Annotated in this window: 22 protein-coding genes; 9 read left to right on the top strand and 13 right to left on the bottom strand. The window is 56.8% G+C overall.

Translation table 11 applies throughout. From position 1 onward, the window contains the following. Positions 1-50: 50 nt before the first annotated feature. From IEW12_RS24990 to IEW12_RS24960, 7 genes are all read right to left on the bottom strand, one after another. On the bottom strand, positions 51-1,454 hold the full coding sequence (locus IEW12_RS24990; protein ID WP_188568839.1) for a M16 family metallopeptidase: 1,404 nt from the start codon (positions 1,452-1,454) through the stop codon (positions 51-53). Continuing rightward, positions 1,454-2,773: a M16 family metallopeptidase gene (locus tag IEW12_RS24985; protein ID WP_188568838.1), complete on the bottom strand. Its 1,320-nt coding sequence runs from the start codon at positions 2,771-2,773 to the stop codon at positions 1,454-1,456. Before IEW12_RS24985 ends, IEW12_RS24990 begins: the two co-directional genes overlap by 1 nt. A 208-nt stretch (positions 2,774-2,981) precedes the next feature. Then, a complete protein-coding gene (locus IEW12_RS24980) occupies positions 2,982-4,157 on the bottom strand; it encodes an acetyl-CoA C-acetyltransferase (RefSeq protein WP_188568837.1) in 1,176 nt (391 codons plus the stop codon). A 248-nt stretch (positions 4,158-4,405) separates the two neighbouring features. Continuing rightward, positions 4,406-4,969 (bottom strand): phasin family protein, encoded by a 564-nt coding sequence (locus IEW12_RS24975; RefSeq protein WP_188568836.1) that lies wholly within the window; start codon positions 4,967-4,969, stop codon positions 4,406-4,408. 192 nt (positions 4,970-5,161) lie between these two features. Continuing rightward, positions 5,162-5,647, bottom strand: a complete 486-nt coding sequence (locus IEW12_RS24970; RefSeq protein WP_188568835.1) for a methylated-DNA--[protein]-cysteine S-methyltransferase — start codon at positions 5,645-5,647, stop codon at positions 5,162-5,164. A 4-nt stretch (positions 5,648-5,651) separates the two neighbouring features. After that, on the bottom strand, positions 5,652-7,166 hold the full coding sequence (locus IEW12_RS24965) for a DNA-3-methyladenine glycosylase 2 (RefSeq protein WP_188568834.1): 1,515 nt from the start codon (positions 7,164-7,166) through the stop codon (positions 5,652-5,654). Between the two features lie 32 nt (positions 7,167-7,198). Next, positions 7,199-7,519: a hypothetical protein gene (locus IEW12_RS24960; protein ID WP_188568833.1), complete on the bottom strand. Its 321-nt coding sequence runs from the start codon at positions 7,517-7,519 to the stop codon at positions 7,199-7,201. Between the two features lie 228 nt (positions 7,520-7,747). On the opposite strand from IEW12_RS24960, the gene IEW12_RS29035 reads away from it, so the two are divergent. From IEW12_RS29035 to IEW12_RS24940, 5 genes are all read left to right on the top strand, one after another. Further along, positions 7,748-7,876 (top strand): hypothetical protein, encoded by a 129-nt coding sequence (locus tag IEW12_RS29035; RefSeq protein ID WP_268237271.1) that lies wholly within the window; start codon positions 7,748-7,750, stop codon positions 7,874-7,876. A gap of 18 nt (positions 7,877-7,894) precedes the next feature. Continuing rightward, positions 7,895-9,055 carry a pyridoxal phosphate-dependent aminotransferase gene (locus IEW12_RS24955; RefSeq protein ID WP_188568832.1) on the top strand — a complete coding sequence of 387 codons (1,161 nt, stop codon included), beginning with the start codon at positions 7,895-7,897 and terminating at the stop codon, positions 9,053-9,055. A gap of 327 nt (positions 9,056-9,382) precedes the next feature. Then, a complete protein-coding gene (locus tag IEW12_RS24950; protein WP_371874579.1) occupies positions 9,383-11,569 on the top strand; it encodes a M3 family metallopeptidase in 2,187 nt (728 codons plus the stop codon). 209 nt (positions 11,570-11,778) lie between these two features. Next, positions 11,779-13,107 carry a S1 family peptidase gene (locus IEW12_RS24945; protein WP_188568831.1) on the top strand — a complete coding sequence of 443 codons (1,329 nt, stop codon included), beginning with the start codon at positions 11,779-11,781 and terminating at the stop codon, positions 13,105-13,107. Beyond that, entirely contained in the window at positions 13,104-14,087 is a 984-nt protein-coding gene (locus tag IEW12_RS24940) for an FHA domain-containing protein (RefSeq protein WP_308789158.1), read from the top strand. Before IEW12_RS24945 ends, IEW12_RS24940 begins: the two co-directional genes overlap by 4 nt. A 32-nt stretch (positions 14,088-14,119) precedes the next feature. Here the strand turns inward: IEW12_RS24940 and IEW12_RS24935 are convergent, their stop codons facing one another. Next, the gene (locus tag IEW12_RS24935) at positions 14,120-14,950 is read right to left on the bottom strand and encodes an isocitrate lyase/PEP mutase family protein (protein ID WP_188568830.1); all 831 of its coding nucleotides are present in this window, start codon (positions 14,948-14,950) and stop codon (positions 14,120-14,122) included. Between the two features lie 183 nt (positions 14,951-15,133). Here IEW12_RS24935 and IEW12_RS24930 point away from each other — a divergent pair, with 183 nt between their 5' ends. After that, a complete protein-coding gene (locus IEW12_RS24930) occupies positions 15,134-16,048 on the top strand; it encodes a DUF2785 domain-containing protein (protein WP_188568829.1) in 915 nt (304 codons plus the stop codon). A gap of 37 nt (positions 16,049-16,085) precedes the next feature. Then, a complete protein-coding gene (locus IEW12_RS24925) occupies positions 16,086-16,601 on the top strand; it encodes a GNAT family N-acetyltransferase (protein ID WP_188568828.1) in 516 nt (171 codons plus the stop codon). Between the two features lie 272 nt (positions 16,602-16,873). Here the strand turns inward: IEW12_RS24925 and IEW12_RS24920 are convergent, their stop codons facing one another. Further along, entirely contained in the window at positions 16,874-17,500 is a 627-nt protein-coding gene (locus tag IEW12_RS24920; protein ID WP_188568827.1) for a DNA adenine methylase, read from the bottom strand. 433 nt (positions 17,501-17,933) lie between these two features. Between IEW12_RS24920 and IEW12_RS24915 the strand changes: the two genes are divergently transcribed. Both IEW12_RS24915 and IEW12_RS24910 read left to right on the top strand, forming a co-directional pair. After that, positions 17,934-18,194 (top strand): hypothetical protein, encoded by a 261-nt coding sequence (locus IEW12_RS24915; RefSeq protein WP_188568826.1) that lies wholly within the window; start codon positions 17,934-17,936, stop codon positions 18,192-18,194. Further along, a complete protein-coding gene (locus tag IEW12_RS24910) occupies positions 18,187-20,106 on the top strand; it encodes a M64 family metallopeptidase (RefSeq protein WP_188568825.1) in 1,920 nt (639 codons plus the stop codon). Before IEW12_RS24915 ends, IEW12_RS24910 begins: the two co-directional genes overlap by 8 nt. Before the next feature lie 68 nt (positions 20,107-20,174). On the opposite strand, the gene mnmE is transcribed toward IEW12_RS24910, so the two are convergent. The 4 genes from mnmE to rnpA all read right to left on the bottom strand — a co-directional run bounded on the left by mnmE (position 20,175) and on the right by rnpA (position 24,351). Beyond that, a complete protein-coding gene (gene mnmE, locus IEW12_RS24905; RefSeq protein WP_188568824.1) occupies positions 20,175-21,575 on the bottom strand; it encodes a tRNA uridine-5-carboxymethylaminomethyl(34) synthesis GTPase MnmE in 1,401 nt (466 codons plus the stop codon). A gap of 261 nt (positions 21,576-21,836) precedes the next feature. Beyond that, a complete protein-coding gene (yidC, locus tag IEW12_RS24900; protein WP_188568823.1) occupies positions 21,837-23,510 on the bottom strand; it encodes a membrane protein insertase YidC in 1,674 nt (557 codons plus the stop codon). Positions 23,511-23,518: 8 nt separating this feature from the next. Next, positions 23,519-23,905, bottom strand: a complete 387-nt coding sequence (yidD, locus tag IEW12_RS29165; RefSeq protein WP_188568822.1) for a membrane protein insertion efficiency factor YidD — start codon at positions 23,903-23,905, stop codon at positions 23,519-23,521. Beyond that, complete coding sequence (gene rnpA / locus IEW12_RS24890) at positions 23,902-24,351, bottom strand: ribonuclease P protein component (protein WP_188568821.1); 450 nt, start codon at positions 24,349-24,351, stop codon at positions 23,902-23,904. The genes yidD and rnpA overlap by 4 nt, the downstream gene beginning before the upstream one ends. Positions 24,352-24,389: the final 38 nt, after the last annotated feature.

Below are 24,389 nucleotides of genomic sequence, written 5' to 3'. Positions count from 1 at the left end.
TACCGGAAGCGGCCAGGGATCAATACCATCCCTGGGCGCCGCCATCCTGTTTATTTAACTGTCGTAGGCGCGAAACCGCTGGCGGTGATATCCAGCTCGGTAATCTCGCCATATTTGGCGGCGATGCCGCGGATGGCCTCGGCCTTGCCGATCAGCACCATCTGCAGCTTGTCGCGTGGAAAATGCTTGTCCACCAGCAGCTTGGCGCGTTCCGGCGTCAGGCTGTCGACATCGCGGGTGAAGTGGTCAATTTGATCGCGTCCCACCTTGTTGATATACATATCGGCCAGCAAGCCGGCCAGTTGCTGGCTGGTCTCAAAGCGCGGCGGGTATTGGCCTTTGACATAGGCTTTGGCGGATTCCAGCGTTGCCGCGTCGATGCCCTTGTCCCACAAGCGCTGGTAGGTGGAAGCGGCCAGCGCCAGCGCGGCTTCGGTCTTCGGCGTTGCAGTAAAGCTGGAAACGGCAAACGTGCCGGTCTGTGACAGTGGCGAGAATTCGCTGCGGGCACCATAGGTCAGGCCGGAATTGACCCGCAGCTCATCGTTGAGCCAGGAAGTAAAGCGCCCGCCCAGTATCGTATTCAGCACTTGCAGTTGCACATAGTCGGGGTCGTTGCGGGCAATGCCGGCGCCGCCGAACAGGAAGGTAGTTTCCACCGCATCGGATTTATTCACCAGCCACACGCGAGACTTCGGCGCTGTTACCGTGCCATTGGCCCGCGGCTTGGGCAACTCGCCGTTGGCACGCCATTTCCCGAACAGGCCTTCCAGTTGCTGGCGCATCGCTGTCGGCTTAAAGTCACCCACCACGACCAGCGCTGCATTGTCAGGCCGGTAGTAGGCACGGTGAAAAGCCTGCAAGTCACTACGCTGCAGGGCAGCAACGCTGGTCAGCGAACCGGAGACCGGGTTGGCATAGGCGCCATCACCGAACAGCATGCTGCGGTAATAAGTCTGCACCACATTACGCGGGCTTTCCTTGGCTTGCCTTAATTCATCCACGGTGCGCGCGCGCAGTTTGCCGAATTCATTTTCTTCAAACACCGGGTGCTGCAGCATGTCGGCAAAGATGGGCAGCAGTTTGGCTGCATCATCGCGCGCAAAATCGGCCACCAGTCCACTTTGCTCAGCTCCCGTGACGCTGCTGATGCGCGCGCCGAGGAAATCGAAAGTCTGGTCTACGGTTTTTTTATCGTACTTCTCGCTACCCAGCAGCAGGCCGTCGCCGGTCAGGTTGGCGAGGCCCGCCTGCTGTCCATCACTGACCGCGCCTGCCTTCAATACAGCGCGTACCGCGATCAAAGGAACGTCATGACGCTCCATCAAATAAACGGTCAGCCCGTTCGACAATTTTGCGGTTTCAAACGCGGGCAGACGGAAGTCGCCCGCCGCAGCCAGCGTGGCGAAACTGCTCAGCCCGGCAAATGCCAATATAAAGAAACGCTTCATCATCAATCCTCCTTGGACGCGAGTACACCGACGGTGCGCTGCGACTTCTTGAAATATTTTGCGGCAACGGCCTGGATATCCGCGACGCTTAATTTGCGGTATGCCTCCGGCGCGTCGAACAGTTTTTTATAGTCGCCGAAGAACACTTCGTACTCACCCAGCTGGGAAGCCTTGCCGTTGATCGTTTCCTGTGCGCGATAGAAATTCAGCAGCTTTTGATTCTTGACCTTTTGCAGCTCATCCGCGCTGACACCTTCCTGTGCGACCCTGTCCAGTTCCGCCAGCAATGCCTGTTCCAGCTTGGCTGCAGGCACGTCGCGGGCGGCCACCGCGTAGATACTCAGCACGCCGGGATCAAAATTCTTGCTGCGGAAGGCGCCGGCATCGGTCGCCAGCCGCGTATCCACCAGCGCCTTGTACAAGCGCGAAGTCTTGCCGGTGCCCAGTATGCTTTGCAAGACATCCAGCGCGTAATAATCGTCGCTATTGGTGGCAGGCGTCTTGAAGGCCACCATCAGGTTCACGCTGGTAGCGGATTCCTTGCGCACGAAAACGCGGCGCTCGCCTTTTTGTTCCGGCTCCACGGTACGCACTACCGGCGGCAGCGGGCGCTTGGGGATGGCAGAAAAATACTGCTCCGCCAGACGCTTCACTTCGTCCGCTTTGACATCGCCGACGATGACGGCCACTGCATTGTTCGGCGCATAGTAGACATCAAAATAGCGGCGCAGATCATCTTGGGTCCAGGCCTTGATATCGGATTCATGGCCTATCACCGGCCATGAATAGGGATGCGCGCTGAATGCGGCGGCTTCCACCTGTTCCGACAAGGCGCGGAAATTGGAATTCTCCAGCCCGGTGCTGCGCTCGGACAGCACCACGCCGCGTTCGCTTTCCACCATCTTGGGATCAATCGCCAGGTTGGCGATGCGATCGCTCTCCAGATCGAAAATCACCGGCAGCGAAGTCGCAGGAAACCAGTCCTGGTACACGGTCACGTCATTGCTGGTATACGCGTTGTTCGAACCGCCGCTGGCTTCCATCGTGCGGTCGAACTGCTTGGGACCGTATTTTTTGGAGCCGTTGAACATCATGTGTTCAAAGAAATGGGACAAACCCGTGATGCCGGGTACCTCGTTGCGCGAACCGACTTTCCAGAAGGTATACATGTTCGCATTCGGTATCGCGGTGTTTTCCAGCACCAGGAACTTCATGCCATTGGGCAGCGTGAAGCTTTTCACCTGGTCTGCAGTGACAGCCTGGGCCGCAGCCGCCATGCCATACAGCAGGCAACCGGATGCAAGGAGGGTTTTCCACTTCATGGCATTTCCTTTTATTGGACAGATTCGGGATCGACGGAGTGTCGCCTTTACCCTCTGTGGGGCAGCTCATGGCTTTGACAGGCGATCAACAGTGACAAGGAGTATATTTTTACTAATTTTCCCTGTCTACAACATTCTTGCCGCCATTGGAGTAAAAAAAATCCCGGTAGTTCCACCGGGATTTTCAGATTGATGCGGAGGCTCTTGCTTAGCGCTCTATCGCCAGCGCTACGCCCATGCCGCCGCCTATGCACAGGCTGGCCAGGCCGCGCTTGGCATCGCGGCGTATCATTTCATGGATCAATGTCACCAGGATACGGGCACCTGATGCGCCGATAGGATGGCCGATCGCGATCGCGCCGCCATTGACGTTGATCTTGCTGGTATCCCAGCCCATCTCCTTGTTGACGCCTATCGCCTGCGCAGCAAAGGCTTCATTGATTTCCATCAGGTCCAGGTCCTGGTGTGTCCAGCCGGCTTTTTTCAGGCACAACTGGGCGGCAGGTACCGGTCCCATGCCCATGATGCTGGGGTCCACGCCGGCTGACGAATATGCCTTGATCCTGACCAATGGTTTCAGGCCCAGTTCTTCCGCCTTACGGGCCGACATCATGATTACTGCCGCTGCGCCGTCATTCAGACCGGATGCATTACCGGCTGTAACCGTGCCGTCCTTGGCAAAAGCAGGGCGCAAGCCGGACAGGGATTCCAGCGTGGTGCCGTGCTTGATGAATTCATCGCTGTCAAAAACGATCGTGCCTTTTTTCTGCGGGATTTCCAGAGGAATGATTTCATCCTTGAACTTGCCGGCTTTTTGCGCTGCCTCTGCCTTGTTTTGCGAAGCCATTGCAAACTCATCCTGCTCCTGGCGCGACACATCATATTTCTTCGCGACGTTTTCAGCGGTAGTGCCCATGTGGTACTGGTTGAACGCATCCCACAGGCCATCCACGATCATTGTGTCCACCAGCTTGGTGTCGCCCATGCGGAAACCTTCGCGCGAACCGTTCAGCACATGCGGCGATGCGCTCATGTTTTCCTGGCCGCCAGCGATGATGATGTCGGCGTCGCCGCAACGGATGGATTGAGTCGCCAGGTGCGTGGCTTTCAAACCGCTGCCGCATACCTTATTGATCGTGAAGGCCGGCACCATGTTCGGCAAGCCGGCGCGTATCGACGCCTGGCGCGCTGCATTCTGGCCTACGCCGGCGGTCAGCACCTGGCCGAGTATCACTTCATTGATCTGGTCACCGCTCAGGCCGGATTTGGCCAGCAAAGCCTTGATCACATGCGCGCCCAGGTCGGATGCGGCGATTTTAGACAAGGAACCGCCAAATTTACCTACCGCTGTACGGCCAGCGGCCACGATAACTACGTCTTGCATAGGATTCTCCTGGTTAGGGCTTAGTCTGAGCCAAGCCGGTGTGGCGAATGAGCGCGGCTATCTTTAGCAGAGCCGCTGTCATTTTAGTAAGTCGCATACTGATTATACTCGCCGCCGTAACTTGTGCAGCGGCGTGCCAAAACGCCGCGCAAAAAAAATGGACCGCGATTGCGGTCCATTCTATTTCCAGCTCTGCGTGCCAACCCAGGTATTACCTCAGGCACCGGCACTCAGCTCAGGCAGGCAAATTACTTCTTGCTGCGTGGAGTTGCTTTTTCAGCAGCTTGTGTGAACTGTTGAGTTGCAGCAGCCAGGTTTTCTTCCAGAGTCTGTACAGCTTGCTTGCTGGTTTTGCTCAGTTGTTCGTAACCGGCATTGATGTTGCCGATAACTGTTTTCAGAGCGGCAACAGCTTGTTCGGAACCAGCAGGTGCATTTTTAGTCACTTCGTCGATCAGTGCGACAACCTTGGTGTTGGTTTCAGCGATGTGCGCTTCAACAGCCTTGGTGAATTCTGCCTGGGTTGCAGTAGTGATGCTTGCCAGGTGACGGCCGTAGGCCAGTGCTTTTTCTGCGCTAGGTTTGGCTTGAGCTGCTGTCAGGGACAGGAATTCCTGTGGGTCTTTAGCGCCCATCAGTTGTTTTGCCGTTGCTGTGGATTCTTCGATAGTCGCTTTGGCAGCGCTAACGTTCAATGCGAAGATTTGTTCCAGGCCTTCAAAGGCTTTCTTGTTCATTGCTGTCAGGGAAGCAAACTGGTTTTCCAGGTTGGTTTTAGTCGCGGCGATGAATTGTTCTGGAGTCGTGTACATGGTATTTCCTTTAGAGTGAAAAGATAAATATGGCAGCGACGTCCATCTGGAAACTGCTTATGGTGCACTGCAACATTTACTATTCTACCCGCTTCGAAATCTGCGTCAAGCGTTTTTTGTGCATCGCAACATAAAATAGTTATTTTACATTCCACCAAGAAATTAAAATTACTCCAGGTACAATTTTCCTTGCTAAATCAAGCCCTTAGGCGCCTCCATCTCCAGTAAGGCTTGCTTATTCGCCAAGCCGCCGGCGTAGCCGGTGAGCGCGCCGGAGCCTGCAATGACGCGGTGGCAGGGCACGATAATGGAAACCGGATTACGACCGTTGGCTGCCCCCACCGCGCGTACCGCACTCGGCTTGCCTATGCGTTTTGCCAGCTCGCCATAGCTGGCGGTTGCACCAAACGGGATATCCAGCAAGGCCTGCCACACCGATTGCTGGAAGGGGGTACCGGCAGATAAATCCAGCGGCAAATCAAACTGCCGGCGCTGCCCTGCAAAGTACTCCTGCAATTGCTGCCTGACCTGCAATAGTACTGCGTGGCCGTCATCCTGTTGCCAGCCTGCACTGCCCTTGAAATGTCTGTGCTGCTCAAAATAGATGCCTGCCAGCCCCTTGTCGCTTGCCGCCAGTAACAGCTTGCCCACCGGGCTGTCGTAATTGGTGTAATACATGGTACTAGTCCTTGCTCTGTTTAGGGTAAGACAAAGATTGCCATAGCAGCAATGCGGCATAGGAGCGCCACGGCGACCATGGATGCGCGCGCGCCAGCAATTGCTTTTCAGTGATACGGGTTTCCGGTGCTACGGCGGCCGCCTTCTGCAGCGCCAGGTCGCCGGCCGGGAAGGCATCGGCAAAGCGCAAGGCGCGTAGCGCAATGTATTGCGCAGTCCATTCACCGACTCCGCCGACAGTCTTCAGCCTCGCCACCGCATCTTCCAGCGAGATACCGGCCGGCATCTGCAAACCGCCCTCCACCGCAAACACCGCCAGATTGCGGATAGTCGCCGCGCGGCTTTTGGTCAGCCCTATCTGCGCGATCTCTTCCACCGGCATCCCCGCCAGCAAATCTGCTGCTGGAAAGTGATGGCTAACTTCAGCGAACGGCGTTTCTATAGGCATACCGAAGCGGCGCACCAGCCGCCCGGCCACCGTCGAAGCCCCGGCCACGCTGATCTGCTGGCCGAGTATCGCGCGTATCGCCAACTCAAACGCATCAAATGCCCCCGGCACCCGCAAACCCGGCGTGCGCTGTATCTGCGCCGCCAGCAACGTATCGGTCTGCAGATAAGACTCCATCACCAAAGGATTTGCATCCAGATCGAACAGGTTACGTACCTTGGCCAGCAGCGGCATCAGCACCGGCGCCAGTGCAGGGGCCACCTGCAAGCTCAGTTGCTGTTTGTCCGCCACATGCCTGACCTGCAACCAGCCCTGCCTGTCGCCTATGCTGACACTGCGTACATAGGACTTGCCGGATTTATCCTCCAGCACTGCCTCCAACCCGGGCATGGCCCGCGCCGCCAGATATTGCAAAGCCTCATCCCACGCATACGGCGGCCGGTAAGCGAGGCGCAGGATAATGCCCTCGCTATCGGTGGCCGAAGCGCGGCGTATCGACCCCGGCGCCATCTTGTAGCGTTCCGCGAACAGCGCATTGAAACGCCGCACACTGCCAAATCCCGCCGCATAGGCCACATCGGTCATCGGCAGGCCGGTTTCCTGCAGCAGCTTTTTGGCAAACAGCAACCGCTGCGTCTGCGCCAGCTCCACCGGCGTCACCCCAAAATGCTGCAGCAAGACCCGCCGCAGTTGCCGCGAAGACAAGCCTATCTCTTCCGCCAGCCGCTCCACATCGCCATCATTCAAGGCCCCGGCAGCAATCCTTTGCCACACCGCATACGCCAGGTTCTGCTGCAAGGCATAAGGCGCAAGCTCAGGCCGGCAGCGCAAGCAAGGCCGAAACCCCGCCGCCTCCGCCGCCGCGGCGCTGGAATAATAAGTACATGAAGAAGCCCGCGCCGTCTTCACCGCACAAACCGGCCGGCAGTACACACCAGTCGTCTTCACGCCGATAAAAAACACCCCGTCAAACCGGCTATCCCGCGCCACCAGCGCCCGATAGCAATGCTCCGGGTCCAGCAGCGATACCGGAGATGCGGAAGCAGGAGATTCAGAAAGTAAAGTAGCCATGACGACGTTATACGCGCACCCAAATCCAGCGTCTAGCCGTTTTCGGACATTGCAATTAGAACCGCTGCGCACACACCAGGGGCAAGCTGATTCTCCCGTTGCCCTGCTTTTGCAGTTGCAGTTGCAGTTGCAGTTGCAGTTGCAGTTGCAGTTGCAGTTGCAGTTGCAGTTGCAGTTGCAGTTGCAGTTGCAGTTGCAGTTGCAGTTGCAGTTGCAGTTGCAGTTGCAGTTGCAGTTGCTTTTGATGTTAAACCGCTCGGAGCCTCGCCGATTGTGCGGTACAGAAAATGGATCAGAAACGGGGGTGTCTGAGCGCAGCGAGTTTCGCCCGTTTCCCATTTTTTGTACTGCACAATCGGGAACCCCGAAGGGGCGAGGCTTGCGGTCGCCTTTCTTTTGCTTACTTTTCTTTGGCGAAGCAAAGAAAAGTGAGTGGCCGCCGGGCCACCCCCGGCTTATATCCACAAAGTGCAATCGACTTATAAAACCACAAACCCAAAACTGGCCCGGTCAACCCACCAGCCCACCACCCCACCCACTTTGCGTTAAACTAAATCCCACAACACTCCCTACCGCTCATCATGCAAGCAAGCAAACTCCAAAAACTGCTACTGGCCCTGGCAATGGCGCTCATCGCAGCAGCCAGCGCCGCTGCCTGGCTGCAACCCTCGCTGCTGCTGAGCCTCGCCCAAAACCTGTCCCTCTGCTAAGCCACACAAAACCCGACAATGACCCAGCACCTCCCTCACGCAAGATCCATCGTCCAGCAACTGGGCGCATCCCAAATCCGCGAAGTCGCCAATGCCGGCATAGGCCTGGAAGGCGTACTGCCTTTCTGGTTCGGCGAGCCGGACGAAGTCACGCCGCAGTTCATCCGCGATGCGGCCAAGCAGGGGCTGGATGCCGGGGATACCTTTTATACCCATAACTACGGCATTCCGCCGCTGCGCGCAGCGATCGCCAACTACCTGTCCGGCCTGCACCAGTCCATAGGACCGGAGAGGGTGGCGGTTACGTCTGCCGGTGTATCGGCACTGATGCTGATCGCCCAAACCATCCTGAACCCGGGCGACCGCGTGGTGGCGGTTACCCCGATCTGGCCAAATCTGGTGGAGATTCCCAAGATACTCGGCGCGGAAATCGTCAAGGTGCCGCTGCAGTTCGGCCTGACCTGGGAGCTGGACTTGCAGCAATTGCTGGATGCGCTGACGCCGGGCACCAAGGCGGTGTTCATCAATTCACCGAATAATCCAACCGGCTGGGTCATGCCGCGCGAGCAACAGCAAATCGTGCTGGAGCATTGCCGCCGGCACGGCATCTGGATCCTCGCCGACGACGTGTATGAGCGCCTGGTGTATGGCCAGCAGTGCGCGCCGTCCTTTCTGGACATCAGCGTGCCGGAAGACCGGCTGATCTCGGCCAACAGCTTTTCCAAGGCCTGGCTGATGACAGGCTGGCGCCTGGGCTGGATTGTCGCGCCGGAAGCAATCATGGCCGATCTGGGCAAATTAATTGAATACAATACTTCGTGCGCGCCGGGCTTCATCCAGCGCGCCGGTATCGCGGCGATAGAGCGCGGCGATGAGATCGTGCGCCATACGCTGGAACGCTATCAGGCCGCACGGGATTTCCTGTACCAGCGCCTGAACGCGATGCCGGGCATCACCACCCCGAACCCCAAGGGAGCGATGTACCTGTTTTTCCGGGTGGACGGCCAGACCGATACGCTGGATCTCTGCAAGCGCCTGGTGCGGGAAGCCGGACTGGGACTGGCACCCGGCAGCGCCTTCGGCCCCGAGGGCGAGGGCTATGTGCGCTGGTGCTTCGCCAGTTCACTGGACAAGCTGGAACTGGGCGCCAGCCGGCTGGAGAAATTCCTGCAGCGATAGAACGTTAGAAAGACCCTTGAAAGCCGGCATGATTCCGCCACGGAATCAAATCCCGGCTTTCTTCATTTTTGCTATACAAAGTTGCGGTTTTTAAGAAAATTCAACAATTCTGTATCGAATTTTCGCTATTTGCCAGTTTCCAGGAATCAAATGGCAGAATATCCTGTCATAGTCAGGTAACACTATTTACATCCTGCATTGAAATCCTGTATTGAATGCCTGTTTTGCATATTACCGGCCAGAAATATAAAAACGCCCCTGCTGCAGGCAAGCAAAAGTAATCAGGAATTATCCATCTCTTTTCTATCCATTTTTTTGGGAACCACTATGTCACGTCTCCTGTTCATGATGCTTTGCTCCAGCCTTGCACTGAATTCCAGCATCGCAGCAGATGCTCCGCAAGCAAACACCAATGGTAGCGGCGCCAGTGCGGCCACTCCGGCACCTGTGCCGGCCGGCAACCCATTCATGACACCGAGTACTCTGCCTTACGGCATGCCCGCCTTCGACAGGATCAAGGACGAGCACTATGCGCCTGCCTTCACCGAAGCGATGCGCCAGCAAGCCTCCGAGATCAATGCCATTGCGGACAACCCAGCCGCGCCTACCTTCGACAACACCATCGTCGCAATGGAAAAGGGCGGCCAGATGCTGAACCGCGTTTCTGCCGTGTTCTTCAACCTGACAGGCGCCAATACCAATCCCACGCTGGAAGCGATATCTCGCGACCTCGCGCCCAAGCTGGCCGCGCACAATGACGCAATCAAGCTTAATGCCAAGCTGTTCAAACGCATCAGCAGCGTGTACGAGCAGCGTGCCAACCTGGCGCTGGACGCTGAATCGCGCCAGTTGCTGAACCGCTACTACACCGACTTCGTACGCGCCGGCGCCAAATTGTCCGACGCCGACAAGACCAAGCTGAAAGCCATCAATGGGCAATTGGCCAGCCTGGGCACCAATTTCAGCCAGAACGTATTGAAAGAAACCAATGTCTCTGCAGTCATTGTCGATACCAAGGCCGAGCTGAAGGGCCTCAGCGACAGTGAAATTGCAGCAGCAGCCGATGCCGCCAAGGCGCGCGGCCTGCAGGGTAAATACGTGATCGCGCTGATGAACACCACCGGCCAGCCGTATGAAACCACGCTGACCAACCGCGCACTGCGCAAGCGCCTGTATGACGCGTCGGTAGAGCGCGGCAACCATGGCGGCGAGTTCGACAACCGCGAAATCGCCATCGGCCTGGCCAAGCTGCGCGCGGAAAAAGCCCAGTTGCTCGGCTACCCAACCTATGCGGCCTATTCACTGGAAGACGGCACTGCCAAAACCACGACTGCAGTCAACAAGATGCTGGCTGAGCTGGCACCGGCCGCCGTCGCCAATGCAAAAAAAGAAGCTGCAGAAATGCAAAAGCTGATTGATGCGAAGAAGGGCGGCTTCAAGCTGGCAGCCTGGGACTGGGCCTTCTACGCAGAACAGGTGCGCAAAGCCAAGTACAGCTTTGACGAATCGCAGCTGCGCCCTTACTTTGAACTGAACAATGTGCTGCAAAACGGTGTGTTCTATGCGGCGACCAAGCTGTACGGCATCACCTTCAAGGAACGCAAGGACCTGCCGGTATACAACCCTACGGTGCGCGTGTTTGAGGTATTCGATGCGGACGGCAAGCCGCTGGCACTGTTCCTGGCCGACATGTATGCGCGCGACAACAAGCGCGGCGGCGCCTGGATGAATGAGTATGTGGATCAGTCTTTCCTGTTCGGCACCCGTCCCGTGGTGGCCAACCATCTGAATATTCCAAAGCCGCCTGAAGGGCAGCCTACCCTGCTGACCTATGACGAAGTGCGTACCGCCTTCCACGAATTTGGCCACGCGCTGCACGGCATGTTCTCCAATGTGCGCTATCCACGCTTCTCCGGCACCAGCGTGCCGCGCGACTTTGTCGAATACCCTTCACAGGTCAATGAAATGTGGTCGGTCTGGCCTGAAGTGCTGCAAAACTATGCGAAGCATTATCAAACCGGCGAACCGATGCCGCAGGCGCTGGCCGACAAGCTGACCGCTACAGGCAAGTTCAACCAGGGCTTTACCACTACCGAATATTTGGCCGCGACCTTGCTGGACCAACGCTGGCATCAACTGAGCACCAGCCAGATCCCGGAAGATGCACTGGAATTTGAAGCCAACGCACTGAAGCAAGCCGGCGTGGACTATGCGCCGGTGCCGCCGCGCTACCGCAGCACTTACTTCTCGCACGTATTCTCCGGCGGCTACTCGGCAGGCTACTACTCTTATATCTGGGCAGAAGTGCTGGATGCGGACACCGTAGAATGGTTCAAGGAAAACGGCGGCCTGTCCCGCAAGAACGGTGACTGGTTCCGCCAGCAGCTATTGTCCAAGGGCGGCAGCATGGATGCGATGGAAGCCTTCCGTAACTTCCGCGGGCGCGACGCCAAGCTGCAGCCTTTGCTGGAACGCCGCGGTTTGACCTCAACAGCGGCCAGCGGCAGCAAATAAACGGCACGCAAGCACACTGCAAAACCACAAAAGCCACGATGATTTCGTGGCTTTTTCATTTACTGCCGGCCATCAACAGCGATGGTGGGCCGTAATGTATGGGACTATGCTTAAATTGTGATAGACAGCTCCAAGCAGCATATTTATACTTTGACAATTTTCTTGAACAAACCTGTCCACAGCGGGAAACGCTTTCCTAGATAAACACGATGAGAAAATTGAGTCTGGCCGCCCTGCCCGTCCTGTTTATGGGCGCGCTGATAGCAAATACCGTTTTTGCCGCCGCATCGCCGCAGGAGCAAGTGCCCTTGCCCGCGCCTTCCTCCTCCGCCCAAAAACTGTACTCTTCCGCGCAAAACGATCTGCTGCAGATACGCGTGCTGTTGAAAAACGGGCGTACGCAAGCCTCGGTAGGCTCGGGCTTTCTGATCGACAATAGCAATCTGGTCGTCACCAATTACCACGTCGTATCGCAAATTGCGCTGGAGCCTGAAACCTATGTCGGCGAATACGTCGATACCGCCAACCAGCGCGGCGCGGTGGAGTTGCTGGCGGTAGATGCCTTGCACGATCTGGCAGTCGTCAGGGTAGGGCGCACCGGCACCGGCTACTTCAAGGTGCCGGAACAAATACAGCAGTTGCCGGAGCTGACCCAAGGCCAGTACCTGTATTCGCTGGGTAACCCGCTGGATCTGGGCTTTGCGATTTCTGAAGGTTCCTACAACGGCATCATACGGCGCGGCTTTTACGACCAATTGATGTTTACCGGCCCTATCAATGCCGGCATGAGCGGCGGTCCGAATGTGACGGTGGACGGCAAAGTCGCCGGTGTGAACGTGTCCAAACGGCTGGACGGCGAGCTGGTCAGCTTTCTGGTGCCGGTGCGCTATGTGCAGGAACTGCTGGCCAAAGTGAAATTGCAGGCCAAGCCGGCCAAGGACTTCAGCCTGATCGTCGGCCAGCAACTGATGGCCCATCAGGGCGTGATCGTGGACAAGCTGCTGGAAAGCCCGCTGACGCTGAAGACCCTGGGCCCTTACCGCGTGCCCGTCAGGGAATCGGACCAGGTGCGCTGCTGGGGCCAGTCCAATGCCAAGCCGGACATTCCCTATACCGTGGATGAAATGCGCTGCCAGACCGAATCCGCAATCTATGTATCCGGCCAGTTGCAAACCGGGCAGGTATCGATACAGCATGCCTACACCCGCAGCATAGAACTGAATGCGCTGCGCTTTTCCGAGCTGGTCTCCAATGCCTTCAAGAACCAGGTTAGCGGCAGTTACAAGAGTACGCAAGTGACTGCGCCGGCCTGCAATGAGCAGTTTGTCAGCAATAAGAAACTACCGGTGCGTGCCGTGCTTTGCGTGCGCGCCTACCGCAAGTTCACCGGCCTGTATGACTTCATTCTACTGACTGCAAGCACCGACCAGGCGATGATGAGCCTGCAAAGCCGCATAGAAACCAAGGGCGTGTCTTACGATAACGGCCTGCGGGTGTCGCGCATCTTCCTTGAATCCCTGAGCAAGGGAGGCAAATGATGAGCGGCTCCTATTTTGTCGAAGTGCTGGCCTCCAACGATGAAGTCAGGCACAGGCACCAGGTCAACGCGCTGCCGATACGCATAGGGCGCGGCTATGACAACGATTTCATCCTGGATGATCCGCACACCGCCGCCCATCACGCAGTGGTGGAGCAGGGCGAAGACGGCAGCCTGCATATACGCGACCTGGGCAGCCATAACGGCATCGTCCACAAGGGCAAGCGCCTGCCGCTGATCAGTATCAACGGCAATACCGTGGTCAGGCTGGGTCATACCAACCTGCGCGTGCGCGCCGCCGATTTTCAGGTGGACGATGAGCTGGCCGATACCACGATACACGGCTGGGAAGGCTGGCCACCGGCCCTGAGCGGCCTGGCCATCATGGCCATGCTCAGCGCGCTGGGTACCTGGCTGGGCGATGTCAGCAAGTTTGAGGCGATACGCTATCTGATGGCGATTGCCTATGTGCTCAGCGGCGGCCTGATCTGGAGCGGCGTCTGGGCCTTTGCCAATCGCCTGTTCGGCGGCCACGCGCGCTTTGGCCGGCATCTGTTTATCGCCGGCTGCGGCATGGCGGCGATGGAAGTCTGGAGCCTGTTCAGCGCGACTACGGCGTATGCATTGTCACTGGAAATACTGAGCCGCTACGGCAGCCACGTCGTCATCGCGATTACAGCGGCGATGGTGTACTTCCATCTGATTACCATCAACCCACGCCATCCGCGCCGCATTGCGACCACCGCCCTGATACTCGGCCTGATCGGCTCCGGCCTGATGCTGATGATGAATTTCCAGCGCTATGGGCAGGCAGCCGATGAACTGTACATGGCGCAAATCCTGCCGCCGTCCTTGCGCCTCAGTCAGGACAAGCCGGTCGATCAGTTCATCAATGAAGCAAAGAACCTGAAAGAGAAGGTGGATGCGGACCGCAGCAAGGCCGTCAGCCATGACGACCTGGATACGGATAGTTCAGAGTAAAGGCACCAGCCCGGCTAATTTCGCGACAGCTTTTAGGGGAATAAGGCGTTCACTTCGCCGTAGCCCAGGCTGCCGGCGAACATGCCCTCTACACTGCCGCCGTCCAGCATATCCTTGGCCAGCTTGACAGTCGTGCCCAGCGCGGCCTGCATCAGTGCAGTGCCGGCGCTGACACGGCGTGCGCCATGTGCGGCCAGTTGCTGCACATTGGCAAGCCCTGGCACTGCCATCACATTCACCGGCATGCCGACCACCTCGGCAATACTGCGCAAAGCATTCAAATCCGCGAGTCCCGGCACGAACAAGCCGTCAGCACCGGCACGTTTGTAAAACTCCGCACGGCGTATCGTCTCGGCTGCCAGCTTGTCGTTTTCCACCAGCTTGCGCAAATACACATCGGTGCGGATATTGACGAACAGGTCCAGGCCCATCGCGGCGGCTTTTTCGCGGATGGCAACTATTTTCGCCATCAGCAATTCCGGCGCTGCGGCACCATCTTCGATATTGATGCCGACCACGCCTGCAGCGATAAATTCACCGACGTTGGCAGCGACTATTGCCGGATCGTCGGAATAGCCGTTCTCCAGATCCACCGTCAGCGGTAGTTGCACCACGCGCACGATCTCGCGCACTGTCGCCAGATGAGCGGCCATAGGCAGCGCGCCACCATCCGCATAGCCATGCGCCCAGGAGACCCCGCCGCTAGTCGTAGCGATCGCCTTCGCGCCGCATTGCTGCATCAGCCTGGCGCTGACTGCATCCCATACGTTCGGTAATACCAACGCACTACCTTCATGCGCATGCAAGGCGTGAAACTGATGGGCGAGGTTGGCCTGGCTGGCGGCTTCGGCGTGAGTTTCCATGAATTTTCCTTTCATTGAAGAATATAGCGTACATCATCGCATCATCTTTTGCATCGGACTGGCTGGTTTCGGACATCCATCTTTACTATAGCCCTCATATTGCGGGAACTTGCCTCGCGTTGGAATTGTCTGCATCATGGGTGAACAAGCTAAAACTCAACTTTTTTGGCCGCCGGAGGAGTGATGAAAAATTACCGTACTGCGGCATTACTGGCCCTCGCGCTGGCGGCCACTGCACAGACAATGGCGTTTGCAGCCCCTTGCCCGCCGCCAGGCTGGAGCGTAGAGCAACTGACTGCGCTGAAGGCAAAGCAATTTGAAGTGAGCGATGATGCGCAGCGCCAGCAACTGGCACTGGCCTTGGTTCCCTGCCTGGCGTCGCCCAATCCGGTATTGCGCGACGACGTCGCTTTTGAGGCCTATAGCACCTGGCTGCGCGGCAGCAAGCTGGATAAAGCCACGCGCGAGACGCTGTACGCCAGCCTGTTGCCGGCGCTGGAACCCGCACACGCGGACAGCGACGGCTTTCGCGCGCCGTTCTCCGCACTGGTGCTATCCGAACTGGCAAGGGTGGATCGCATCGAGCCCTACCTGAGCATCGTTCAGCGGCAAGACCTGCTGGATCACGCCACCGCCTATCTGCAAACCCAGCGGGATTACCGCGGCTTTGACCAGCAGCAAGGCTGGCGGCACGGTATCGCGCATGATGCCGACCTGCTGATGCAACTGGGCCTGAATCCGGCGCTGGGCAAGCCGCAACTGGATCAGATACTGGCAGCGATAGCGAGCCAGGTCGCACCGTCCAGCGGGCATTTCTACCTGTACGGCGAAGCGGAACGCTTGGCGCGGCCCGCGCTGTATATCATGGGCCGCAAGCTGCATACTGAAGCAGAATGGGATGCGTGGCTGCAGCAAGTATCCTCACCGGCGCCCTTCACTTCATGGAACGAAGTTTTCCAGAGCCAGGCCGGCCTGGCAAAACGCCACAATACCCGTGCCTTCCTGTCTGCGCTGTACGTGGAAACCAGCGGCAGCAAGTATGATCAACTGGCGAAGCTGGCGCCGAAGATAAAAACAGCACTGGACACTTTGCTATAAACAACATTCATAGAATACCAAGGAAAATCAGAAGCCGATGAAAACCATCATAGAAACCGAACGCCTGCTGCTGCGCCCCTTTACGACTGACGATGCGGAGGCCTACTTCCCGCTGTGCGTGATCCCCGAGGTAATACGCTATGTCGGCAACAAACCGATGGCATCGGTGGAAGAAGTGCGCGCCAGCCTGCTGGAAGGGCCAGTCACCGATTACAAAAAATACGGCTTCGGCCGCTTTGCCGTGGTGTGGAAAGAAAGCGGGCAACTGATAGGTTTCAGCGGCCTGAAGTATATGCCGCCATTTGCCGAAGTGGAGCTGGGTTACCGCCTGCTGCCGGAGTTCTGGGGCAAAGGCCTGGCGCAGGAAGCCGGAAAAGCCTCCATCAAATTTGGCAAGGAATCCTTGAACCTGACCAAGCTGATCGCACTGGTGCACCCGGAGAATGAGGGTTCGGCGAATGTCGCGCGCAAGCTGGGATTTGAAGTGGAGAAGCAAGTCAGGATGGAGCTAGTTCCGGGCGTGGATATGAATATGTTTGCACGGGATTTGTAACACTCACCAACCCTACCGACTCCTGTTGGTAGATCGCAGCGACTGGTTTTTAGCAGAAGTTTTGAGGCAAACAATTGGACTACATCTCACAGATGCGCACGTCGGGAGTAGTCCAATAACTACTCAATCTTTGGCAAACGTAGTCCTTATAATTGTTGGTGCAAACTAAGGCCGAAATGCCGACTGAAAGTAAAACCAAAAACTAATAGCAACTCTATTACCCTACTTCAGGCATCCATCGCAACCCGACGAAGTGACGACTTGGCTTCACTTCACGCGCTGTAATTGACCCTCCTGAACTTATTCTCCAGACCGCAGAAGACGGGTACATAGTCTGGGTCAACAGCGAGCAAAGGACGAATATTTTTGGCCCACTTGGCAGCATCACGACATTGTAGTCTAAGGAAAGTCCCCGCAGGGTAGCATCTAATAATGCAATTGTCCGAACCGGTTCGTCGACCGAATAACAGTTCATCACGACTTGGCAATGCGTAGATTTTATCTCCCATCGGGACATTAAATTGCCCACGTCGATTAGTGCGATAGACACCATTGAAGCATGCTTTCATCAGGAAAATAAGTCGGGCCGCACGTTGTTCGATTGTCAGAGAAATAGGTGATAACGCCCGCAAAGAATAGTATGCCTCCCGCGTCCTCGGAATACTATCAAGCATATCTGAAACGGCATCAGCATCGGACTTGATAGCCTGATAGACGTCGATAACGCAAGGATTGACATCGGCCACAATTGCCTGGATTGGCATCAGTTCGAAATATAGCGACGCCGAGCCAGCAAATGGCTCAATATACCGCTCATACTTGGGAGGTGCGAGATTCATCAAGGCAGGTATCAGCTTCGCTTTGCTACCCGACCAGCGAAGAATGCTATTTTTTTGCACTTTAGGTATCCGATTTTCAAAGACTACATGATACGCCATGCCAATCAATGTTGAACCACATAAACGCAGCTCATTGGCCCCAATGAACGTGGTGAACTCGAGATACCCCTCTCAATAATCTGTCGCTGTCGCGTAGCGTGTGGCTTCTCGAAAGATGGCCCAACGAAAAATTATCGTCGTCGCTCGAAACTTCCATAAAGAGCCACCGTGGCCAAGTGCCCTAAACCTTACAAACGTTTTCGCTCTCGGTACGAAGATGAGGCTCATTCGAACGCGTGGAGTAGTCCCGCTTTCCGAATACCCGCGAACTTTTTTTGAGCTAGAGTATTCTGAAATTTCCAGGTCAATGATCTATCACTCACCAGTCACCTTTAATCACTTCGTATAGAGACTTGCTGAATATCGAGGCTCTTGGGCGCAGCGGCGAGAACGCATGTCAGAGGATTCCAGCACTGATTGTTTCGGCGGCCTGAAGTATAAGCCGCCGTTTGCCGAAGTGGAGCTTGGTTATCGCCTGCCGCCCGAGTTCTTGGGCAAAGGCCTAGCGTTTCAGAAATGCTGGATTTTCTACAAATACTTGCAAAATGGCAATATAATTCTTGCTCCAAGAGTCGGCGTGCCCGTCTTATTGTGCACTCTCGCCGAGGGCACTTTTTTTGTGCAACAAAAGAAAGATTCCAGAATTTATGGCTGACCTGACCACGCTGTTAAACACCGGCTCCAGCGCACAGAGAGTAGACATTGTTTTTGTCGCTGAAGGGTATACCGCGGCGGAAAAGGCCAAATTCCTGGCCGACGCCAACAGCTACCTGAACTCCATTCTCGGTTCGGCCAATGGCGTGCTGAATGCACCGTTTTCCAACTACAAGAATTTTTTCAATGCCAGTGCGCTGTTCGTCGCGTCCGAACAATCGGGCACCGACCAGCCTAACAACAACGTGGCGGTGAATACCTATTTCAATGCCACCCAGCACGGTAGCGACGGCCGTCTGCTGTATGGCGATGAGCGCAAGGTGCAGGATTATGTCGCGCAATCGACCTCTGCCAATGCACATGAGCTGACCATTGTGCTGGTGAATACCAAGCTGTATGGCGGCGCCGGCGGTTCGGTGGCCTGGGCCGCAGCCGGCAATAGCCAGGCATCGGAAATAGTATTGCACGAGATAGGTCACAGCTTTGCCGGCCTGCAGGATGAATACGTGGACGCCAGCGTCGCCAGCCAGTTCAGCATGAGCGATTACGGCTTCACCCATAGCCCGCACGTGTCGGCTTCACCGACCAATGTTCCATGGTCGGCCTGGCTCGGCTACAAGGATGGACTGGGCACGGTGGGCGCCTATGAAGGCGGCTATTACCGTGCCACCGGGGTCTGGCGCGCCACGCTGGATTCCAAGATGAACCATCTGGGAGTGGCCTTCAGCGCGCCAGAGAAGGAAGCCTTTGCGCTGGCCTATTACCACGCGATCGGCGATTACCTGACCATGAGCAGCGACATACCCGGCCTGTACAAGATCAGCACGCCGGATGACAGCCTGTTTTCCTTCGACTGGAAAATCAACGGCAACTCGGTCAAGAATACCAACGGCGATTATTTTGATGCCTATGCTGCCGGCGGCACCAGCGGCGCAACGGTCAGCCTGACCACCAGCGACATTACCGGTTACATACGGCAGCATCTGGCCGATACCCAGCAATCCGAGCAATCCAGCCTCAGCGCCCAGACCCTGACACCGGCCGGCGCCAACTACAGTGTCGCCGCGAGCAACAGCATGCTGCGCATGGACGGCAGCAATAACCTGATCAGCATAGACGCACCGCAAAGCGCGATGGGTATCTATGTAGACGGCGGTGCCGGCAGCGACACCCTGCAATTCAATGCCAAGCTGGGCGACCTGGCCTCTGCTACTGCCTATCTCGGCAAGCTGGCCAGCGGCACCGTGCTGATAGGCGGAAAAGATACGCCGCACTGGGCCGCGACCAATGTAGAGAAATTGCAATTCAGCGATTACACGGTGAACCTGGGCGTGCAGGCCGATGCGCACAGCATCAGCACCGCACAACTGCATTCGCTGGAAGAATTGTATGTGGCCTATTTCAACCGCATGCCGGATGCGGACGGCCTTGACTACTGGATCACCCAGCTCAAGGGCGGCATGTCTATCAAGCAGATAGGCGATGCTTTTTATTCTGCGGCGACGCAATTCCCGGCCCAGACCGGTTTCACCGACAGCCTGAGCAATGCCGACTTCGTCAACCTGATCTACAAGAATACCCTGGGCCGCCCGCAAGGCGCGGACCAGACCGGGCTGGACTACTGGGTAGGCAATCTGGTGAGCGGCGCGTATACGCACGGCTCGCTGGTAGCCGCGATCCTGTCCGGCGCGCATACCTATAAGGGTGACGCGACCTGGGGCTGGGTGGCAAACCTGCTGGACAACAAGGTCACGGTGGCCGACAAGTTTGCGGTGGAATGGGGCCTGGGCTACCTGACGCCGGAAGCTTCCATCGTCAACGGCATGGCGATCGCCGGCGCAGTGACCGCGACCGATATCCAGGCCGCCATCAAACTGATAGGAATCGCCGACGGCCAGATTCATTTGGCCTAGCAGCTGTTTTCTTCCGCTTCATAAAAAAGGCTGGCATTGCGCCAGCCTTTTTCTTATGCAGACCCGTGCTACTTGCCTATGCAGAAGCGTGAAAAAATCACACCCAGCAAATCATCGGAAGTAAATTCCCCGGTGATGCTGTTCAAACGGTCTTGCGTCAATCGCAGTTCTTCAGCAAATAAATCCAGCGATTGATCATTCTGCGCGGCATACTCTGCTGCGTTTTCCAGATGTTCATGCGCATGCTTCAAAGCGATCAGGTGGCGTTCGCGCGCCAGGTAGAGCGATTCACCGGTCTGCTGCCAGCCGGCGATGCGCAGCAATTCCTTGCGCAGCAGGTCTATGCCTATATGGTCTTGCGCCGACACATACACATGCGTCGCATCATCCATCACGTCCACGCTGGCGTGGTGGCCGGACAGGTCTATCTTGTTCCAGATGCGTATCACCGGCACACTGTCCGGGAAGCGTTCTATGATGGTTTCATCGGCGCGGGTAGGGCCACGGCTGGCATCTAGCAAGTGCAGGATGACGTCGGCCTTGTCGACCTCGGCCCAGGTGCGCTCTATGCCTATCGCTTCCACCAGGTCAATCTCGCCGCCTGCCTCAAAATGCTCATCGGCGTGATGGCGTATGCCGGCCGTGTCGATGATGTTCAGCGGTATGCCTTCGATATGGATGGTCTCGGTAACCTTGTCGCGCGTGGTGCCGGCGATAGGCGTCACAATCGCGATGTCGTCACCGGCCAGCGCATTCAGCAGCGAAGACTTGCCCACATTCGGCTGGCCTGCCAGCACCACGTTCAGGCCTTCGCGCAATAGCGCGCCTTGCGCTGCCTGTTCGAAGACCTGCTTCAGCGCAGCCTGGATGGTCGCCAACTGTCCGCGGGCGTCGGATTTTTCCAGGAAATCGATTTCTTCTTCAGGAAAATCCAGCGTGGCCTCTACCAGCATGCGCAGGTGTACCACCTTTTCCACCAGATTGTGAATCACGTTGGAAAACACGCCGGACAGGGACTGCGAAGCCGATTTGGCAGCAGCCTCGGTGGACGCCTCGATCAGATCGGACACGGCCTCGGCCTGGGCCAGGTCCAGCTTGTCGTTCATGAAGGCGCGCTGAGTGAATTCGCCGGGTTCGGCCAGGCGCAGGCCCAGGTCCCTGCCTGCTTCCAGGCAACGGTTCAACAGCATCTGCATGACGACAGGGCCGCCATGGCCTTGCAGTTCCAGCACGTCTTCACCGGTGTAGGAATGCGGGGCCTTGAAGTAGATCGCGATGCCCTGGTCAATCACGCTGCCGTCTGCCTGCGTAAAAGGGATGTAAGTCGCATGGCGCGGTTTGAAAACCTGTTCGCCAAACAGCGCCTGTACTACTGCGTGAAGGTCCTTGCCGGAGATGCGGACCACGCCTATGCCGCCGCGGCCGGGCGCCGTGGCAATTGCGGTAATCGGGGATGAATCGTAAGTCATGTTGAAATTCTAGCTGCGCTTGCACGCAGGCTGTGAGTAATTATCTTTGCAGGTGTGACGCAAATGACACAGTAAAGGCGCTATGAAACCCATGGATGCGATAGACGGCAGGAAATGCCGGACCGGCGCGACTAGAGATCCAAGGATCAGCAATACCTGAACAACATCATTTCTACGCATAGCCGCTAGTGTAACCCAGCAACAAAAAAGCCCGCGCTAGGCACGGGCTTTTTTAGTGTGGAGCGTTTGGAGCGCAGCGTTTTATGCTGCCGCAGGTGCCTGCGGGATCAGCTTGTTGTTGATCACCCATTGCTGTGCAATCGACAACACGTTATTCACTACCCAGTACAGTACCAGGCCGGATGGGAAGAAGAAGAACATCACCGAGAAAGCCAGCGGCATGAACATCATCATCTTCGCTTGCACTGGATCGGCAGGAGCCGGGTTCAGCTTGGTCTGGATGAACATCGATACTGCATACACCACGGGCAAGATGTACAGCGGATCAGGTGCGGTCAGATCATGAATCCAGCCCATCCACGGCGCGCCGCGCATTTCCACGCTGGCTTGCAATACCCAGTACAGCGCCAGGAACACCGGCATCTGGATCAAGATAGGGAAGCAGCCGCCGAGAGGATTGATCTTCTCGGTTTTATACAATTCCATCATCGCCTGGTTCATCTTTTGCGGATCGCCTTTGAAGCGCTCGCGGATGGCCGTCATCTTCGGCGTTACCACTTTCATTTTTGCCATGCTGCGATAGCCGGCAGCGGACAATGGGAACAGCGCCAGTTTGATCACGATGGTGAACAGCACGATAGTCCAGCCCCAGTTGCCCAGCAAGGCGTGGATATGTTCCATCAGCCAGAACAAAGGCTTGGCGATGATCGCCAGGAAACCGTAGTCCTTGACCAGTTCCAGGCCGGGAGCAATTTTTTCCAGCGAAGAGGTGTTTTGCGGACCGGAGTACAGCTTGGCATCCATCGTTGCCGTTGCGCCTGGAGCAATCGTGCCCAGCGGTAAAATGCTGCCGACTGCGTACAGATTGGTATCCACTTGCTTGGTGTAGATCTCGCGCTGTACTTTTTCTTGCGGAATGAAAGCAGAAACGAAGAAATGCTGGATCACCGCTACCCAGCCGTTGTCGGCCTTGGTGGCGTGGGAATCATTGCTCTTGCCGTTCTTCTCGGCTTCTGCCTTGTGGATCTTTTCAAAATCCAGCTTCTGGAACTTGTCTGCATCGGTATACACAGCCGGCGCATAGAATTCGCTAGGGCCGCTGAAGATGGAGCCGCCTTCCGGCTTGGTACCGTCATGCGCCAGTTGCAGGTACAGCGAAGGCGTGATCGGTGCGCCGGTGTTGTTGGTGACGCTATGCTTCACGTCGATCACATAATCGCCCTTCCTGAAAGTGAAGGTCTTGGTCAGCTTGACGCCGTTCTGTTCGGATTCCAGCACCAGTTGCACTTCGTTGCTGCCGTCCAGCGTACGCGGACCAGGCTTGGCGACGAAACCGGATTTATGGTTGGGGAAGGCACCGCCCAGCAGGCCGGTCTGCGCCAGATAGACGCGCTTTGCGCTATCGTCGAACAGCACGATGTTGTGCGCGCTGTCATGCGCATCTTTATGCTGCAACAGTTCCAGGCGCTTCAGCTCGCCGCCTATCGTATCGATGTCAGCCTTCAGCACATCGGTAGTGATGGTGATGCGCTCGCTCTTGACCGCCGGCGTATCGCCGCTGGCCGTGCCTGGCGTACTGGTCACGGTAGTGCTGGTTGGCGCAACGGCAGCCTTGGCCGAAGCCAGATCCTTGCTCTGCGTCGCGTGCGTCGGGGTAAACATCGATGGTTTGCCGTTAAAACGCTGCCAGTTGTCCCAGAGGAGCAACATTGACACCGTAAGAACAACCCACAGGACGGTACGTTTGATATCCATTTGTATTGTCAGGAGAATGGTGAAGAATGACCGGAAGGCTCTAAAAAGACCGGGCGCTGCCTGCCTGCTTCTGCAGGCGCACCGGCGGATTGTATAGAACCATCGTCGGATGTGGGGACTACTTGCTGATTTTCAGCTTTTTTCTGCTCGCCGGCCGCTTCCGCTCCAGGTGAGCCAGGCACCATATCGATGCCGCCCGGATGCCAGGGATGGCATTTACACAAGCGTTTGCCTGCCAGCAAGCTTCCCCTGGCAGCGCCGTGCACCCTGATGGCTTCTATCGCGTAATTGGAGCAGGTCGGATAAAAACGGCAGTTTTGTCCCAGCATGGGGCTGATGCCCAGTTGATATCCGCGCAATAAAATCGTCAGCAGGGATTGCACCGGGGATTTCATGTCGCATTGCCGCTGAGGATCGCCGGAGTTGCCGGAGGCCCGGCAATATCCGCCGGCGCAGCGTTCATGCCGGCGGGCAAAACCTGCGAAGCAAACAGGCGCACGATCTCGCCCCGCAACTCGCGCTTGAGCTGCGCGGTAGTGGCAGGACCTGCCTTGCTGTTGACTGGCTTGGACAAGCGCACAATGCAATCCACGTTGATTAGTGCAGACCGTCTAAAGATTTCACGCGTGACACGTTTGATCGTGTTGCGCGTGACAGCACGCGGCGCAAACCGCTTTGCTGCAACGACGCCAAGGCGCGCATGCGTCAGGGCGTTGGGCCTTGCATACAGCACGAAGTGTGGTGTTTTTTGCACGGGGCGCAAACGAAAAACGGATGAAAATTCATCCGTTTTAACGATGCGCCTTACGCGTGCAAAATCGCCACTCATAGTGTCGGTCATGCAATTAGCCCGGGCTGCCGCTGATGCTGCTCACCATG

The organism is Parundibacterium terreum, from assembly GCF_014636315.1.
Classification (GTDB): Bacteria; Pseudomonadota; Gammaproteobacteria; order Burkholderiales; family Burkholderiaceae_D; genus Undibacterium; species Undibacterium terreum.
The sequence above is the reverse complement of the archived record's forward strand: the minus strand, read 5'-3'. Positions and strand labels throughout refer to the sequence as shown.

Excerpts from the sequence above, each read along its gene's own strand:
- IEW12_RS24935 (WP_188568830.1), bottom strand. The coding sequence starts at position 14,950 with ATGGAAACTCACGCCGAAGCCGCCAGCCAGGCCAACCTCGCCCATCAG.
- IEW12_RS24940 (WP_308789158.1), top strand. The coding sequence starts at position 13,104 with ATGATGAGCGGCTCCTATTTTGTCGAAGTGCTGGCCTCCAACGATGAA.
- yidC (WP_188568823.1), bottom strand. The coding sequence starts at position 23,510 with ATGGATATCAAACGTACCGTCCTGTGGGTTGTTCTTACGGTGTCAATG.
- IEW12_RS24990 (WP_188568839.1), bottom strand. The coding sequence starts at position 1,454 with ATGATGAAGCGTTTCTTTATATTGGCATTTGCCGGGCTGAGCAGTTTC.
- rnpA (WP_188568821.1), bottom strand. The coding sequence starts at position 24,351 with ATGACCGACACTATGAGTGGCGATTTTGCACGCGTAAGGCGCATCGTT.
- yidD (WP_188568822.1), bottom strand. The coding sequence starts at position 23,905 with ATGAAATCCCCGGTGCAATCCCTGCTGACGATTTTATTGCGCGGATAT.
- IEW12_RS24915 (WP_188568826.1), top strand. The coding sequence starts at position 17,934 with ATGTCAGAGGATTCCAGCACTGATTGTTTCGGCGGCCTGAAGTATAAG.
- IEW12_RS24910 (WP_188568825.1), top strand. The coding sequence starts at position 18,187 with ATGGCTGACCTGACCACGCTGTTAAACACCGGCTCCAGCGCACAGAGA.
- IEW12_RS24945 (WP_188568831.1), top strand. The coding sequence starts at position 11,779 with ATGAGAAAATTGAGTCTGGCCGCCCTGCCCGTCCTGTTTATGGGCGCG.
- mnmE (WP_188568824.1), bottom strand. The coding sequence starts at position 21,575 with ATGACTTACGATTCATCCCCGATTACCGCAATTGCCACGGCGCCCGGC.
- IEW12_RS24970 (WP_188568835.1), bottom strand. The coding sequence starts at position 5,647 with ATGTATTACACCAATTACGACAGCCCGGTGGGCAAGCTGTTACTGGCG.
- IEW12_RS24965 (WP_188568834.1), bottom strand. The coding sequence starts at position 7,166 with ATGGCTACTTTACTTTCTGAATCTCCTGCTTCCGCATCTCCGGTATCG.
- IEW12_RS24980 (WP_188568837.1), bottom strand. The coding sequence starts at position 4,157 with ATGCAAGACGTAGTTATCGTGGCCGCTGGCCGTACAGCGGTAGGTAAA.
- IEW12_RS24975 (WP_188568836.1), bottom strand. The coding sequence starts at position 4,969 with ATGTACACGACTCCAGAACAATTCATCGCCGCGACTAAAACCAACCTG.
- IEW12_RS24985 (WP_188568838.1), bottom strand. The coding sequence starts at position 2,773 with ATGAAGTGGAAAACCCTCCTTGCATCCGGTTGCCTGCTGTATGGCATG.
- IEW12_RS24925 (WP_188568828.1), top strand. The coding sequence starts at position 16,086 with ATGAAAACCATCATAGAAACCGAACGCCTGCTGCTGCGCCCCTTTACG.
- IEW12_RS24955 (WP_188568832.1), top strand. The coding sequence starts at position 7,895 with ATGACCCAGCACCTCCCTCACGCAAGATCCATCGTCCAGCAACTGGGC.
- IEW12_RS24950 (WP_371874579.1), top strand. The coding sequence starts at position 9,383 with ATGTCACGTCTCCTGTTCATGATGCTTTGCTCCAGCCTTGCACTGAAT.
- IEW12_RS29035 (WP_268237271.1), top strand. The coding sequence starts at position 7,748 with ATGCAAGCAAGCAAACTCCAAAAACTGCTACTGGCCCTGGCAATGGCG.
- IEW12_RS24930 (WP_188568829.1), top strand. The coding sequence starts at position 15,134 with ATGAAAAATTACCGTACTGCGGCATTACTGGCCCTCGCGCTGGCGGCC.